General features: G+C 63.0%; 11 protein-coding genes. 5 read left to right on the plus strand and 6 right to left on the minus strand.

Annotated elements, in window-relative coordinates; all coding sequences use genetic code 11:
- Positions 1–14: 14 nt before the first annotated feature.
- The 6 genes from LB538_RS05740 to LB538_RS05765 form a co-directional block, all read right to left on the minus strand.
- On the minus strand, positions 15–2183 hold the full coding sequence (locus tag LB538_RS05740) for an amylo-alpha-1,6-glucosidase (protein ID WP_224551491.1): 2169 nt from the start codon (positions 2181–2183) through the stop codon (positions 15–17).
- Between the two features lie 209 nt (positions 2184–2392).
- On the minus strand, positions 2393–3487 hold the full coding sequence (locus tag LB538_RS05745) for a glycosyltransferase family 4 protein (RefSeq protein WP_224551493.1): 1095 nt from the start codon (positions 3485–3487) through the stop codon (positions 2393–2395).
- Positions 3488–3953: 466 nt separating this feature from the next.
- Positions 3954–5096: a DegT/DnrJ/EryC1/StrS family aminotransferase gene (locus tag LB538_RS05750; RefSeq protein WP_224530024.1), complete on the minus strand. Its 1143-nt coding sequence runs from the start codon at positions 5094–5096 to the stop codon at positions 3954–3956.
- A 254-nt stretch (positions 5097–5350) separates the two neighbouring features.
- A complete protein-coding gene (locus LB538_RS05755; RefSeq protein WP_224530021.1) occupies positions 5351–6274 on the minus strand; it encodes a carbohydrate kinase family protein in 924 nt (307 codons plus the stop codon).
- Entirely contained in the window at positions 6271–6717 is a 447-nt protein-coding gene (locus LB538_RS05760; protein ID WP_095766828.1) for an RbsD/FucU family protein, read from the minus strand. Before LB538_RS05760 ends, LB538_RS05755 begins: the two co-directional genes overlap by 4 nt.
- Position 6718: 1 nt before the next feature.
- Positions 6719–7942, minus strand: coding sequence for an ROK family transcriptional regulator (locus tag LB538_RS05765; protein WP_140845712.1), 1224 nt, complete (start codon positions 7940–7942; stop codon positions 6719–6721).
- A 212-nt stretch (positions 7943–8154) separates the two neighbouring features.
- Here LB538_RS05765 and LB538_RS05770 point away from each other — a divergent pair, with 212 nt between their 5' ends.
- The 5 genes from LB538_RS05770 to glgB all read left to right on the plus strand — a co-directional run bounded on the left by LB538_RS05770 (position 8155) and on the right by glgB (position 16171).
- Positions 8155–9189, plus strand: coding sequence for a sugar ABC transporter substrate-binding protein (locus LB538_RS05770; protein ID WP_095767162.1), 1035 nt, complete (start codon positions 8155–8157; stop codon positions 9187–9189).
- Between the two features lie 162 nt (positions 9190–9351).
- Positions 9352–10413, plus strand: coding sequence for an ABC transporter permease (locus LB538_RS05775; protein WP_140541596.1), 1062 nt, complete (start codon positions 9352–9354; stop codon positions 10411–10413).
- A 2-nt stretch (positions 10414–10415) separates the two neighbouring features.
- A complete protein-coding gene (locus LB538_RS05780) occupies positions 10416–11198 on the plus strand; it encodes an ATP-binding cassette domain-containing protein (protein WP_176477005.1) in 783 nt (260 codons plus the stop codon).
- Positions 11199–11340: 142 nt separating this feature from the next.
- On the plus strand, positions 11341–13803 hold the full coding sequence (locus LB538_RS05785; RefSeq protein WP_224530019.1) for a glycogen/starch/alpha-glucan phosphorylase: 2463 nt from the start codon (positions 11341–11343) through the stop codon (positions 13801–13803).
- 154 nt (positions 13804–13957) lie between these two features.
- Positions 13958–16171 (plus strand): 1,4-alpha-glucan branching protein GlgB, encoded by a 2214-nt coding sequence (gene glgB / locus LB538_RS05790; protein ID WP_224530037.1) that lies wholly within the window; start codon positions 13958–13960, stop codon positions 16169–16171.
- Positions 16172–16219 lie beyond the last annotated feature (48 nt).

Raw genomic sequence — 16219 nt, forward strand, 5'->3', positions numbered from 1 at the left:
TGCTGTCCCGGTTGCTAAGAGCGAACGACCAGCGGCACTAGGCCCTCGTGCCGCTCGCCGAGATAGCAGACGACCCGGTCACCGACGCGCTGGAAATTGAGGTCGACCTTCGCCTCGCCCACGGTTAAGTGCCGGATGACGATGTTGTCGATGCCTATCGGCAACCGTGGGCGTTCGACATTGATCTCGCGCTTCCAACCATCGATGCGGATCCCCAGGCAGGCCTGCAGCATCATGAACGCGGAACCGGCCGACCATGCCTGCGGCAGACAGGCGACGGGATAGGCGATCGGCGCATCCCCGATCGCCCGCGTAAAGCCGCAGAATAGCTCCGGAAGCCGCATATTGAACCGGACCGCCGCCTCGAACATGCTGCTCATAAGCTTCACGACGCTGGTGCGCTCCTGGTAGCGGGCTAGCCCGGCGGCACAGATCGCCGTGTCATGCGGCCAGATCGAGCCGTTATGATAAGACATCGGATTGAACGGAATCTCATCGTCGGCCAAGGTGCGAACGCCCCAACCGCTGTGCAGATGCCCCGACAGCAACTGCTCGGCAATTGATTTCGCCCGTTCTGCCGAGGGCAGCCCTACATAGAGCAGGTGACCCGCGTTGGAGGCGCGCACCGCGCATTGCCTGCCTTCTCCATCGATTGCCAAAGCGTAAAAATTGCGGTCCGGCATCCAGAACCGGGCCTCCACTGCGCTGCGTATTTTTTCTGCCATGGCGCTCCAGTGCTCCGCCTTGGCGGCGTCTCCGCGTTTGGCTGCCAAGGCGGCCATGCCTTGATAGGCTGCGAAGACGTAGCCTTGCACCTCGACCAGTGCGATCGGACCGCGAGGTATTTTGCCGTCGGCATGGAAGATAGCGTCGGCGCTGTCCTTCCAGCCCTGGTTGAAGAGACCCGTGTCCGCCGCCCTATTATAGGTCACGAAACCGTCGCTGTTGCGGGCACCGACTTCCTCCATCCACGCGATTGCTGCGCACAGCGAATCCCACATGCGATCGACGAACTCGTCATCGCCCGTACGATCGGCGTAGGACCAAGCCAGGTAGACATAGAGCGGAGTGGTGTCGACGCCGCCATAATAGCGGCCGAACGGCAGCTCGCGCAGTATAGCCATTTCCCCTTTGCGCGTTTCATGCATGATCTTGCCGGGCTCGGCATCGTCGAACACAGAGGTCTCCGTCGATTGATAGCGGCCAAGGAACGCCAGCACGCCGCGGGCAAGCTCGGGGTTGAGCCACAGCATTTGCAAGGCGGAAATGACGCCGTCGCGGCCGAAGGCAGTCGAAAACCAGGGAATACCGGCATACGGATATGGCCCGGTCTCCAGATCGGTGGTCAGCAGGGCGATGTCGGCACGTGTGCGCGTGAGCCAGTCATTGAACACGCGGCCGGAGCTGAAAACAGTGGCGCCCTGTCGACGCTTTGAGCGCATTGCAAATCGCGCTCGCGCCGCGGCGGCGCGGAACCGATCACTGGACGGGATTTCTTCGTTCTGACCGACTTCCAGATACAGCGCCTTTCTGTCGTGCCTCCCCACCAGAATGAGAAACTCTGCATGATGGGGATGGATCTGGTCGGGCCTCATCGAAAACGCGATGACGGATTGGCGCGCCACATTATCGAGGCCCTCGTAGCAAAATGTCACGCCTGACTCGCCGACCAAGGCGTCATGTGCGCGACCGCGCCGGCTGCGCGTAGTGCCGCGCACCTCGAACATGTCACGGAAATCGGCATCGAAGTCGAACCGGACCGGCAGCAACACCTCACGCGCGGAGTAATTCGTGAAAGTGACTCGCTCGTACATGCGGTCGTGCCAGATGAATCTGGTCCGCTCGATGTGCACGACCCCAGGCAGCGTTTCACTGCCGTCGGGCCCGATGGTAGCCAAATTTGTGAGATTGGCGGTGAATAGGATGTTGTCCTGCGACAGCGACGCTCCGAGCAGCGACGGCATGCGGCCGCCTATGAACAGCCGGAAACGCGACAGCACTCGCGTATCATCGCGGAAAAGCCCGTCGCCGCTGCCGCGTATGTCGCCATAGCTGTCCGCGACGACGAAGCAGTCCTCATGCTTCAGCGCAAATTGCCTATGCGGCTCGCGCGGGGCCGATTCATCGAGTGCGGGGAGAGCGACCGCTGGATTAAGCTTGCGTTCTTCGACTTCGATGCTCATCTCAACCCTCCTGTTCAGACGGCCGATGCTGGCGCTCATCGCATATGCCTGCGCCCGACCATCTCCTATCAACAGTATCTCGCATCAATGCTGCGATGCCCATGATCTCGGAGAGCGTCATTGAAATCTTGGCGGATGTTCGGCGAAGCTTCCGCTGCTCGACCTGATCGAACGCGGCGGGAACCCGGCAGCCTAGCCGACAACTTGTCTTAAGCAGTGCTGGCTATCTCAGCTGCGTTTGCGGCGAAACCGTTTCGCGGGCCGAGTGGAAATTGCTCGTCGCACGCCAGCAAGCTGTAGATCCCCAAATAGTCGCTGCACATGCGCCCGACCGTGAATCGCGTTTCAAAAGTTTTCCGCACTCGTGCGCGATCGAGACTGCCTATCCGCCGCACAGCTTCGACGGCTTCGTCAATGCTTTCCACTATCAGTCCGGACACGCCATGATCGATGACCTCCGGAACGGCTCCGCGGTTGAAGGCAACCACCGGGGTGCCGCAGGCCATCGCCTCGATGGTCACGAGGCCGAACGGCTCCGGCCAATCGATCGGGAACAGCAGCGCCGTCGCATTGCCCAAAAATTCCGCCTTCGCACGCTCATCAATCTCGCCAATGAACTCGACATTCGAATGTCGAAGCACCTGGGGTTCGACCTTACCGCTCCAGAATGATCGGTCCACTGCGTCGATTTTGGCCGCGATCTTGAGCGGCATCCCGACGCGCGCGGCGATTTCTATCGCGGCTTCCGGGCCCTTTTCGGGTGAGATGCGACCGAGGAACGCGAGGTATCCAGAGGCTTTCGGCCGGAATGGGAGGATATCGTTCGGCAGGCCGTGATAGACCGTTCCAAGCCAGTTGACCGGCGGCATGGGCCGGCGCTGGTCATCCGAGATCGAGACCAGTGGAATGTCGTTGAACATCGCGTAAAGCTGCGCCAGGTCTGGAAGGTCGAGCCGGCCATGAAGCGTGGTAACGGTTCGCTGCGCGAACTCTCGAATTATCGGGAAATGGAGAACGTCGACGTGGAAATGCAGCACGTCGAATTCATTCGCCCGTCTGCGAACCTCTTCAAGCATCATGACGTGGTAAGGAATGGGATTCTGAGCTTTCTGATTCAGGCGTAGCGCAACATCGCAACATGCCACCAGTTCGGCCGAAGTACGTGAATCGCCGCTGGCGAACAAAGTCACGTCATGGCCCCTTCGAACCAACTCTTCCGTTAAATAGGAAACGATGCGCTCGGTCCCGCCATAGAACTTGGGTGGCACGGACTCAGTCAGGGGTGCGATCTGGGCAATCTTCATGTGCAGGGCATCCTGGAACGAAAGTCGGCCTTCAACGAACCGGGGACGGCAGCGGTTACTCCTTCTCCCGGTTCGCCGTTCTCGCGAACTTTCGGACTGCTAATTTGTTCCCGGCATCAATCACTTCGCCGTGGCATCGTATGCAAAAGGGAAAGGGCGGAATGTAAACTGCCGGACGGGCAAGCCCGTTGGCGAACATGGCGGCGATCGAGGCGCCGGTCAGGCTGACAAAGAAAGACCGCAGAGCATGTACGCTGCGGCTGATGCAGTGCGGCCGCATTCAGGCTTGGCCTTTCTAATCAATGAGGAACATCCGCCCGCTTGATCCGCGAGCATCCCCGATTCTGATAGCGCCACATTCGCATCCCGAGATATGCACCGGTACCCCATCTGAGCGTGAAGAAACCGCGGCTGTGAGTCCTATGCGATGGCGACCCTCTGTCGCCTTGAGTGACACTGAGGGAGATCAGGCCGCCGCGACATGCGCCGAGTTCGAGCCGATGTAATTGCGGATCGTCTCGATGATGCGGTCCTGATCGGCCTCGCTCAAATAGGCATGCATCGGCAGGCAGAGGATCTGCTTCGGCAATTGCTCCGAGACCGCAAGGCCGGTCGGTGTCCGCGGATAGTGCTTGTAGGCGACCTGCTCGTGCAGCGGCTTCACATAATAGATCACCGACGGGATGCCCTTTTCGCCGAGATGGGCCTTGAGCCCGTCGCGCTTCGGCGTCTCGATGGCGTACTGCGCCCAGGCCGAGCGGCCGTGGCCGAGATTGCGTGAGGCCTTGACGATGTCGCCAAGGCCCTTGGCATAGCGGTCCGCGACCACCTGCCTGGCCACCATCTCATCCTCGAGGATGGCGAGCTTTTCGATCAGGATCGCCGCCTGCAGCGTGTCGAGGCGCGAATTGATGCCGACGCGGACATTGTCATATTGCGTCTCGCCCTTGCCGTGGAAGGCGAAGGAACGGAGCTTGTCGGCCAGCGCAGCATCGTTGGTGAACATCGCGCCGCCATCGCCGTAGCAGCCAAGCGGCTTCGCCGGATAAAAGCTGGTCGAGCCGACATGGCCGAAGGCGCCGCACATGGTGCCGTCGGCGGAACCGCCCATCGACTGCGCAGCGTCCTCGATCACCAACAGGTTCTCGCGCTTGGCGATCGCCATGATCGCCTCGTAATTCGCGGAGAGCCCGAACAGATCGACCGGGATGATCGCCTTCGGCTTCAGCCTACCTTCCTTCTTGATCATCTCGATCGCCGCCTCGAGGCTGGCGATGTCGATGTTATAAGTGTCGCGGTCGACGTCGACGAAGACCGGCTCGGCCTTGGCGAGCGCCACCACCTCGGCGGTGGCTGCGAAGGTGAAGCTCGGCACGAACACGGCATCGCCCGGGCCGATGCCGGCGGCAAACAGCGGCAGGAGCAGCGCGTCGGTGCCGTTGGCGCAGGCGATCACATGCTTGACGCCGATATAGGCGGCAAGCTTGTTCTCGAATTCCGTGACCTGCGGCCCGAGGATATAACGGCCGTCCTCGACGACGTGGTCGATCGCGGCCTTCAGCCGGTCGCGGATACGTTCGCGCTGCGCGCCAAGATCGATGAACTGCATGTCGCCCTCGAAACTGCCTGTAAAACCGGCCCGCTGGTAACAGACTTGAACCGGCTGAGAAAGCCGGTGGCGGCCGGCGCAAATTGCTCAGGTGTCGCAGCTTGTTGCCGATTTTGCTGGCGCAATGCCTGAAAAACCCGGAAATCCGAGCCGCGAGAGGCGTTTTCCGGGCCCTCCCATCGCGTCGTTGCACCGGTGGGAAACATAAAGTGATCGGCCGCGAAGGGCGGATTCGCATCCGCTCCCACGCTGGATCAGGCGATTTCGTGCCGCCAGGGCGGGTTGGCGCCGGCCCGCGAAACCGTCACCGCCGCCGCCTTAGCGCCGAGCTCCAGCGCCTTGCGGATCGCATCTTCCGGCAGGTCGCCGATCGCCGCTTTGGTGAGCAGGCCCTGCTCGTGCAGGGAGGCCAGAATGCCGGCGTTGAAGGTGTCGCCTGCGCCGACCGTGTCGATGACCTTCACTTTCTGCGGCATGACGGTGACCTTGTGCGCCTTGCTGTACCCGACGGCGCCTTCGCTGCCATGGGTGACGACGATCAGCTTCGGCCCGCGCTCCAGCCAGTTGCGCACCACATCCTCATGTGAGCCGGCCTCATCGAACCATTTGAGATCCTCGTCGGAGAGTTTCACGATGTCGGCCATCGCCATCATCTCGCGGATACGCCTCAGATGCTTCGCCTTGTCGGGGATGAAATTCGGCCGGATGTTGGGGTCGAGCATCATCACCCGACTCCGGTGCTCGCGCCGCATGAATTCCTCATAGGCCGATCCCGCCGGCTCGGAGATCAGGCTGATGGCGCCGAACAGCATCGCCTCGATCTCGGGCCCGAGCTTCGGCAGGTCCTCGATGGTCAGCATGCGCCCGGCGGTGTTCTCGTCATAAAAGGTGTAGGTCGCCTGGCCGTTGGTGAGCCGCACGAAGGCGAGTGTCGTCGGACGCGGCGAGGTGTGCGCATAGGTGGAGCTCACCTTGCTTGCGCCGAGCGCCTCGCGGAACTGGCCGCCGAACAGGTCGGAGGAGAGGCCGGAGAAGAAGCCGGCCGGAGCGCCGAGCCGGCCGAGCGCGATCGCCGAGTTGAACACCGCGCCGCCGACATAGGGCGCGAAGGCCGCTTCGCCTTGCGTCGTGGTGCGCGGCAGCATGTCGATCAGGGCTTCGCCACAGCAAAGGATCATGTCGTCTTGGTCTCCGGCGGATGGATCACGCCCTTGCGAATGATGATGTTGGCAAAGAGCCTGGGTTCGCTGGTCGCAACGATGGCGTGCGCCGCCTTGACGCGTGCATAGAAGTCGGGCCCGGCCAGCGCAACCACCTTGTGGCCCGGCGCACGCCTGGCGCAAACCGATTCCATCTCATGATGCACGGCGTCGGCCAGCGCCGGGTCGCCCTTCACCGAGGCACGAAACAATGCCTCCGGCACAGCCTCGTCCACCGGCAGCACGCTGAGCACGGCGTCGAGCACGGCTATGACGTGATGGCCGTCGGCGCGAATCAGCCGCCGCGCCTGTTCCTCGGCCGGATAATTGCCGTCGACGATCGCGATCTCGTCGCCATGGCCCATTGCCCTGAGCGTCGCCAGGAACTGGGGCCCGAGCAGCGACGGGATGCCGATCAGCATGTCAGGCGCCTCCGGACGTGTGAGGCCCGATCAGGAAGCGCTCAGACAGCGGCAGGCTGGCGCCGCCCATGGCGCGTGCGTGAATGCCGACCGTTCCCTCGCGCACGACAGGCAGTTTCAGTCCTTCGGCATCGACGCGGGCGATCGCTTCCGTCACGGCATCGACCAGCCGACGCCGCACATCGAGTGGCATCCAGCCGTCGATAACCGCCGCTTCGAAATCGATGACCGACGAGGCAGCGACAATGGCATAGGCCAGCGCCCGCGAGGCGCTGGCGATCCACTCGTCGAGATCGGCGCCGATTTCGCCCCATTCCTGCGGCGAGGTCCACAGATAGGAGCCGTCGATGCCCTTGGCGGAGAGCGCCTTTTCCAGCATCGCGATCGAGGCGACGTCGATGAGCTGCGTTGGCTTGCCGTCCGGTCCGGGCACCGGCATCGAGCCCAGCGCGCCGGCGTTGCCGTTCGGCCCGCTGTAGAGGCGGCCATTGAGCACGATGCCACCGCCGGCGAAGGCGCCGATGTAGAAATAGACGAAATCGCGCGCTGCGCCCGCTCGTCCGAAGACGAGCTCCGCGCCGCAAGCCGAAGTCGCATCGTTCTGCAGGTAAACCGGGAACTCGCACTGCCCCTGGATGTCGGCGCGGATGTCGCGATGGCGCCATTCGTCCATGATCTCGCGCGGCGCGCCGGCGGTATCTGCCCAGTTCCATAGCTCGAACGGCATGGCGATGCCGAGCCCGGCAATGCGCTTGTCCTGCGCCGGCGTCAGTTCGCCGCGCATCGTCTTGATGCCGGCGGTGACGAATTCGACGGTCTCGCGCGGTGCGGGATAGCGGTAGGAATGCTGCAGCATGGCGCGCACATTGCCGAGGAAGTCGATCAGCACGAGTTCGGCCGAGCGCCTGCCGATCTTGAGGCCGATGAAAAAAGCGCCTTCCGGATTGAGCGCCATCGGAATCGAAGGTTGGCCGATCTTGCCGCGCAGCGGCGCCTGGCGCACAAGCAGCTTGTCTTCCTCGAGCTCGCGCATGATCACCGACACCGTCTGGGCCGACAGCCCGGTCATGCGCGCAATGTCGGATTTGGCCAGGCTGCCATGCTGGCGCACCAGGGACAGCACGAGCCGCTCATTGTGGTCGCGCATGCCGCTCTGGTTGGTGCCGCGGTGCAGCCGGCTCTCCAAAGCCTCGGGCGAACCGTGCCTCGCAATGCCGGTCTCCACCCTGTTTCCTCCCGTCTGTTTCCCCTCGATGCTTTTCGTTCAGAATGGGTGAACAGCGCAAGGCTGTCAATAATAAATAAGAGTGATTTAATTATTGACAGCCGTTGCGGACTGGTGTCTTTTGATCTGGCGTCCACGCTGGGAGAAATGGTTGGATGCGTTTGAGGCGTCGGGTTGGCCGGCGTCCGGAATGGTTCCACTGGGAGGAAATCGTGACCAAGAAATCGCTGCTGAAATCCACCGTATTCGCGGCGGCCGGGCTGGGCCTGCTCGCGTTCGCCTCGTCCGCGTCGGCCGCGGGCGTCGGCGCCTGCCTCATCACCAAGACCGACACCAATCCCTTCTTCGTCAAGATGAAGGAGGGTGCGACCGCCAAGGCCAAGGAACTCGGCGTTGACCTCAAGACCTATGCCGGCAAGATCGACGGCGACAGCGAGAGCCAGGTCGCGGCGATCGAAAGCTGCATCGCCGACGGCGCCAAGGGTATCCTGATCACGGCTTCCGATACCAAGGGCATCGTGCCGACGGTGAAGAAGGCGCGTGACGCCGGCCTGCTGGTGATCGCTCTCGACACGCCGCTCGATCCGATCGACGCCGCCGACGCCACTTTCGCAACGGACAATCTCGAAGCCGGCAAGCTGATCGGCGCCTGGGCGGCCGCTACGCTTGGCGACAAGGCCAAGGACGCCAAGATCGGCTTCCTCGACCTGACCCCCTCCCAGCCGACCGTCGACGTCCTGCGCGACCAGGGTTTCATGATGGGCTACGGCATCGACGTGAAGGACCCCAACAAGATCGGAGACGAAACCGATCCGCGCATCGTCGGCCATGACGTGACGAACGGCAACGAAGAGGGCGGCCGCAAGGCGATGGAGAACCTTCTGCAGAAGGACAACACCATCAACGTCATCCACACCATCAACGAGCCGGCCGCTGTCGGCGCCTATCAGGCGCTCAAGGCCGTCGGCCTCGAGAAGCAGGTGCTGATCGTCTCGGTCGACGGTGGCTGCCCGGGCGTGAAGTCGGTCACCGAAGGCGTCATCGGCGCCACCTCGCAGCAATATCCGCTGCAGATGGCGGCGCTCGGCATCGAGGCGATCGCCGCCTTCGCCAAGGACGGCACCAAGCCCAAGCCGACCGAAGGCAAGAACTTCTTCGACACTGGCGTCAACCTTGTCACCGACAAGCCGGCCAATGGCGTCAAGTCGATCGACACCAAGGAAGGCCTGGCCAAGTGCTGGGGCTGATGCTCTGAGAGGTCCACGAACCGTGCGGCTGGGGGCTTGATCCCCGGCCGCATCGGGTGGACGATGCGCTTTCGTCAAAGCGCGACAATCCTGGCGACAAGACCGGAATAGGCGTCGACGGCGTGTGCGGCAATGAGAGGCCGTATGCAGACGGGAGGACATATGTCTCAGATACAGGAATTCGAGAAAGTACTTACGGGAAGCGACACCAGCGTCGCCGCCTTCGACGAGCACAAATCGGCCGTCAAGCGCGCCCAGCACTTCCTGCACTCAACGCCGGCGGCGGTGCCGCTGATCGTGCTGGTTCTGTCGGTCATCATCTTCGGCATCGCCATCGGCGGACGTTTCTTTTCGTCCTACACGCTGACGCTGATCCTGCAGCAGATCGCCATCGTCGGCATTCTCGGTGCCGCGCAGACATTGGTCATCCTGACCGCGGGCATCGATCTCTCCATCGGCGTGATCATGGTGATTTCGGCGGTGATCATGGGCAATTGCGCGGTGACCTATGGCATGCCGGCCATTCTCGCCGTGGCGATTGGGCTTGCCGCCGGCGGCGCCTGCGGACTGCTCAATGGCCTCCTGGTCGCCTACATGAAGCTGCCGCCCTTCATCGTCACGCTCGGCACCTGGAACATCGTCATGGCCACGAATTTCATCTACTCGGCCAATGAGACGATCCGCGACACCGACGTCGACGTCCAGGCGCCGCTGCTGCACCTGTTCGCGGTGAGCTTCAGGGTCGGCTCTGCCGTGCTGACGCTTGGCGTCATTGCCATGGTCCTGCTGGTGATCCTCCTGTGGTACGTGCTCAACCACACCGCATGGGGCCGCCATGTCTACGCCGTCGGCGACGATCAGGAGGCTGCGAAACTGTCGGGCATTCAGACCAAGAAAGTGCTGATGACGGTCTATGCCCTTGCCGGGCTGATCGCCGCTTTCGCGGCTTGGGTCTCGATCGGCCGCAACGGCTCGGTCTCGCCGTCGGCCGCTGTCACCGACTACAATCTGCAGGCCATCACCGCGACGGTGATTGGCGGCATCTCGCTGTTCGGCGGGCGCGGCTCGATCCTCGGCACGCTGTTCGGCGCCATGATCGTCGGCGTCGTCTCGATGGGCCTCAACATGCTGGGCGCCGATCCGCAATGGAAGGTGCTGCTCACCGGCGTGCTGATCATCGGCGCCGTGGCGATCGATCAATGGATCAGAAAGGTTTCGGCATAGTCATGACCCAGGAGCCCATTCTCACAGCGCGCGGCCTGATCAAGCGCTATGGCCGCGTTACCGCCCTCGACAATGCCGATTTCGACCTCTATCCGGGCGAAATCCTCGCAGTCATCGGCGACAACGGCGCGGGCAAATCATCGCTGATCAAGGCGATCTCCGGCGCGGCGGTGCCCGACGAAGGCGAAATCCGGCTTGAGGGCAAGCCAGTTGCCTTCAAGTCGCCGATGGAGGCCCGGGAAGCCGGCATCGAAACCGTCTACCAGAACCTCGCCCTATCGCCGGCGCTGTCGATCGCCGACAACATGTTTCTCGGCCGCGAGATCCGCAAGCCAGGTCCGCTTGGCAGTTGGCTGCGCATGCTCGACCGTCCGGCGATGGAGAAGCGTGCTCGCGACAAGCTCACGGAGCTCGGCCTGATGACCATCCAGAACATCAGCCAGGCGGTGGAGACGCTTTCGGGCGGCCAGCGCCAGGGCGTGGCGGTGGCGCGTGCTGCCGCCTTCGGCTCGAAAGTGGTGATCATGGACGAGCCGACGGCCGCCCTTGGCGTGAAGGAAAGCCGCCGCGTGCTTGAGCTGATCCTGGACGTCAAGAAGCGTGGCCTGCCGATCGTTTTGATCTCGCACAACATGCCGCATGTCTTCGAGGTGGCGGACCGCATCCACATCCATCGGCTTGGAAGGCGTCTCTGCGTCGTCGATCCTAAGCAGATTTCCATGTCGGATGCGGTGGCGCTGATGACCGGCGCCAAGAAGCCGCCGGAGGACGCGCTGGCGGCTTGATCCCCACGACATGTCCCTGTTGCCGCAGGCGGGCTGATGGGTCGGTTGAGTAAATCGATTGAACCTATGCTGCAACGCACTAAGATGGGCTGGGAGGAACGGTGAAAGCCGCTATGATCAGGCCAGTTGAACGAGAGGCAGCATGACATCCGCCATGACGATCGAAGTCCCTGTTCTCGACAATCCCGACCCCAAGACGCTCGCCGAAGAAGTCTTGATGTCGCTCAAATACCGGGTCGGCAAGGACACAACCGTCGCCACGCCCTATGACTGGCTGACCGCTTCGATCAAGGTGGTGCGCGACCGCATCGTCGATCAATGGATGCAGGCGACCAAGGAGGCTTACGACCAGCAGGAAAAGCGCGTCTATTACCTTTCGCTCGAATTCCTGATCGGGCGCCTGATGCGCGACGCCTTCTCCAATCTCGGCCTGATGGAGAACATGCGCGAGGCGCTGTCCTCGCTCGGCGTCGACCTCGACCTGATCGCGGGGCTCGAGCCGGACGCAGCACTAGGCAATGGCGGCCTTGGCCGTCTTGCCGCCTGCTTCATGGAAAGCATGGCGACCGTCGACATCCCCGCCCATGGCTACGGCATCCGCTACGCCAACGGCATGTTCCGCCAGGAAATCCACGGCGGCTGGCAGGTCGAATTGCCGGAGACCTGGCTCGATCACGGCAATCCCTGGGAGTTCGAACGGCGCGAGCGTTCCTTCGAGGTCGGCTTCGGCGGCTCGGTGGAATCGATCACCTCGAAGGACGGCCGGCTCGAACGCCACGTCTGGAAGCCGACCGAGCATGTGTTGGCCGTCGCCTACGACACGCCGGTGGCCGGCTGGCGCGCCAGGCGCGTCAACACGCTGAGACTCTGGTCCGGCATGCCGATCGACCCGATCCTGCTCGACAAGTTCAATGCGGGCGACCACATCGGCGCGCTGGCCGAGAGCAACAAGGCCGACGCGCTGTCGCGCGTGCTTTATCCTGCCGATTCCCACATGGCCGGCCAGGAGCTGAGGCTGCGGCAGGAATATTTCTTCTCCACTGCCTCGTTGCAGGACATCGTGCAGCGGCATTTGAGCCAGTATGGCGACCTGAAATCGCTGCCCGACAAGGCGGCGATCCACTTGAACGACACCCATCCCGCGGTCGCCGTGCCGGAGCTGATGCGGCTGCTGATGGACGTCCACGGCATGGACTTCGACCAGGCCTGGGACATCACCAAGCGCACCTTCGGCTACACCAACCACACGCTGTTGCCCGAAGCGCTTGAAAGCTGGCCGGTGCCGCTGTTCGAGCGTCTGCTGCCTCGCCACATGCAGATCGTTTACGCCATCAATGCGCAGGTGCTGCTCGAGGCCCGCGCCACCAACCAGTTCTCGGGCGATCAGATCGCCCGCATCTCGCTGATCCAGGAAAATGGCGACCGCCGCGTGCGCATGGGCAATCTGGCCTTTGTCGGCTCGCATTCGATCAACGGCGTCTCGGCGCTGCACACCGAGCTGATGAAGGAGACGGTGTTCGCCGATCTCCACAAGCTCTATCCCGATCGCATCAACAACAAGACCAACGGCATCACGCCCAGGCGCTGGCTGATCCAGTGCAATCCCGGCCTGACCTCGCTTGCCCGCGAGGCGATCGGCGACCGCTTCATGGACGACATCGAGGCGATCAAGGATCTCGATCCGCTCGCCGATGACGCGGCTTTCCGTGAGAAATTCGCCGGTGTGAAGCGGCAGAACAAGGCGCGGCTCGCCAATCTCGTCGCCGACCGGCTCGGCATCAGGATCGATCCGTCAGCGCTGTTCGACATCCAGGTCAAGCGCATCCACGAATACAAGCGCCAGCTGCTCAACATACTGGAAGCGATCGCGCTGTACGATCAGATCCGCTCGCATCCGGAACGGGACTGGATGCCGCGCGTCAAGATCTTCGGCGGCAAGGCGGCGCCCAGCTATCACAACGCCAAACTGATCATCAAGCTGGCCAACGACGTCGCGAAGGTCATCAATGGCGATCCGTCGGTGCGCGGCCTGCTGAAGGTGGTGTTCGTGCCGAACTACAATGTCAGCCTGGCCGAGGTGCTGATGCCGGCCGCCGATCTCTCCGAGCAGATTTCGACCGCCGGCATGGAAGCTTCGGGCACCGGCAACATGAAGTTCGCGCTGAACGGCGCCTTGACCATCGGCACACTCGACGGCGCCAATGTCGAGATCAAGGAACATGTCGGCGACGACAACATATTCATCTTCGGCCTCACCACCGCGGAGGTCGCCGAGCGGCGCAACAACGGCTACAATCCGCGCGGCGTGATCGAGACCTCGTCCGAGCTGTCGCAGGCGGTATCGGCCATTTCCTCCGGCGTCTTCTCACCCGACGATCCCGACCGCTATCGCGACCTGATGAACGGGCTCTACCAAAGCGACTGGTTCATGGTGGCGGCCGACTTCGATTCCTACGCCGCCTGCCAGCGCGAGGTCGACGCCGTGTGGCGCAACAGCCCCGACTGGTACGCGCGCGCCATCCGCAACGTCGCCCGCGTCGGCTGGTTCTCGTCCGATCGCACAATCCGCCAATATGCGAAAGACATCTGGAACGTGCCCGTCTGATATGATTGCATGAGCCACAAAGAATGTGGCCAGATGCATGTCGCCCAAAAGTGCGTAGCGGTTTTGGGACCACGACATGCACCAAGACAAAGAACGGCGCGTGCCGGAGCGAGGCATGCGCCAGAACAAGGTGCCCGGGGAGGGCGACCGTTTGATGAGGAAGCCGCGCGCGACCGCTGCGACAAGCGGGCCGGACGGACTGGCGCCAGCCGGCGATGTCGCGGCGATTGTCGCCGGAACGCATGGCGATCCTTTCGCGGTCCTGGGCGTGCATGAAGCCGGCAAGGGCTTCATTGCCCGCTGCTTCGTGCCCAATGCCGAATTCGTCACCGCCTACACGCTGACCGGCAAGGAGGTCGGCGAGCTTTCCCGCAGCGACGATGCCGGCTTCTTCGAGGGCAAGGTCTCGATCCGCAAGCGCCAGCCGCTGCGCTATCACGCCAGGAATGCCGGCGGCGATTGGTGGCTGACCGATCCCTATTCCTTCGGCCCGGTGCTCGGTCCGATGGACGACTATTACATGGCCGAGGGTTCGCACTTACGGCTGTTCGACAAGCTCGGCGCCCACATCATCGATCATGAGGGCGCCACCGGCGTCCATTTCGCCGTCTGGGCGCCCAATGCGCGGCGCGTCTCCGTGGTCGGCGCCTTCAACGATTGGGATGGTCGCCGGCACACGATGCGCGACCGCAAGGACACCGGCATCTGGGAATTGTTCATTCCCGATCTCGGCGCGGGCCGGCCCTATAAGTTCGAGATCATCGGCCCCGACGGGGTGCGCCTGCCGCTCAAGGCCGATCCGTTCGCCTTCGAATCGGAACTGCGGCCGGCGACCGCCTCGGTGACGGCGCCGCCCATGGCGCATCAATGGGGCGACGAGGCGCATCGCGGCTATTGGCGCAAGGCCGATCCCCGGCGCGAGGCGATCTCGATCTACGAGGTCCATGCCGGCTCCTGGCAGCTCCGCGACGACGGCACATTCCTCTCCTGGGATGAGCTCGCCGCGCGGCTGATCCCCTACGTGGTCGACACCGGCTTCACCCATATCGAGTTCCTGCCGATCTCGGAGCACCCCTACGACCCATCCTGGGGCTACCAGACCACCGGGCTTTATGCGCCGACAGCCCGCTTCGGCGACCCCGACGGCTTCGCCCGTTTCGTCGATGGCGCGCATCGCGCCGGCGTCGGCGTCATCCTCGACTGGGTGCCGGCGCATTTCCCGGTCGACGAGCACGGGCTGGTGAAATTCGACGGCACGGCGCTCTACGAGCATGCCGATCCGCGCCAGGGCTTCCATCCCGACTGGAACACCGCCATCTACAATTTCGGCCGCCGCGAGGTGGTATCGTTCCTCGTCAACAACGCGCTGTTCTGGGCCGAGAAATACCATGTCGACGGCTTGCGCGTCGACGCGGTCGCCTCGATGCTCTACCTCGATTATTCGCGCAAGGCCGGCGAGTGGATCCCCAACGAGAAGGGCGGGCGCGAGAACCTGCAGGCCGTCAGCTTCCTGCAGAAGATGAACAAGGAGGTCTACGGCCACCACCCCGGCGTGATGACGATCGCCGAGGAATCGACCTCATGGCCGAAAGTGTCGCGTCCCGTGCATGAAGGCGGCCTCGGCTTCGGCTTCAAGTGGAACATGGGCTTCATGCACGACACGCTGGAGTATCTCTCCAAGGAGCCCATCTTCCGCAAGCACCATCACAACGACATCACCTTCGGCCTGGTCTACGCCTTCTCCGAAAATTTCGTGCTGCCGCTTTCGCATGACGAGGTCGTGCACGGCAAAGGCACGCTGCTCCACAAGATGGCAGGCGACGACTGGCAGAAGTTCGCCACGCTGCGCGCCTATTACGCCTTCATGTGGGGCTATCCCGGCAAGAAGCTCTTGTTCATGGGCCAAGAATTCGCCCAGCGCCGCGAGTGGAGCGAGGAACGCGCGCTCGACTGGGACCTGCTCGAATTCGCGCCGCATCGCGGCGTCTGGCAGACGGTGCGCGACCTGAACTATCTCTACCGTTCGCGCCCGGCGCTGCATGCGCGCGACTGCGAGCCGGAGGGCTTCTCCTGGCTGATCGTCGACGACCGCGACAATTCGGTCTTCGCCTGGCTGCGCAGCGCGCCGGACGGCAATTCGATAGCCGTCATCTCCAATTTCACGCCGGTGCCGCGCGAGAACTATCGCGTGCCGCTGCCAAAGGCGGGAAAATGGCGCGAGATCATCAATACGGACGCCGAGGTCTATGGCGGCTCCGGCATGGGCAATAGCGGCATGGTCGAGGCAAGCGGGGAAGGAGGCGGCGTATCGGCGACGATGCTTTTGCCGCCGCTGTCGACGATCATGCTGGAATTCGTCACGGATTGAAGCAGATGATGTCTCATCCTGCTCTTGCAACAGTCCGGGCAGCTTGTT

Origin of the sequence: Mesorhizobium sp. Ca11 (assembly GCF_020165275.1) — a bacterium.
Taxonomy (GTDB): domain Bacteria; phylum Pseudomonadota; class Alphaproteobacteria; order Rhizobiales; family Rhizobiaceae; genus Mesorhizobium.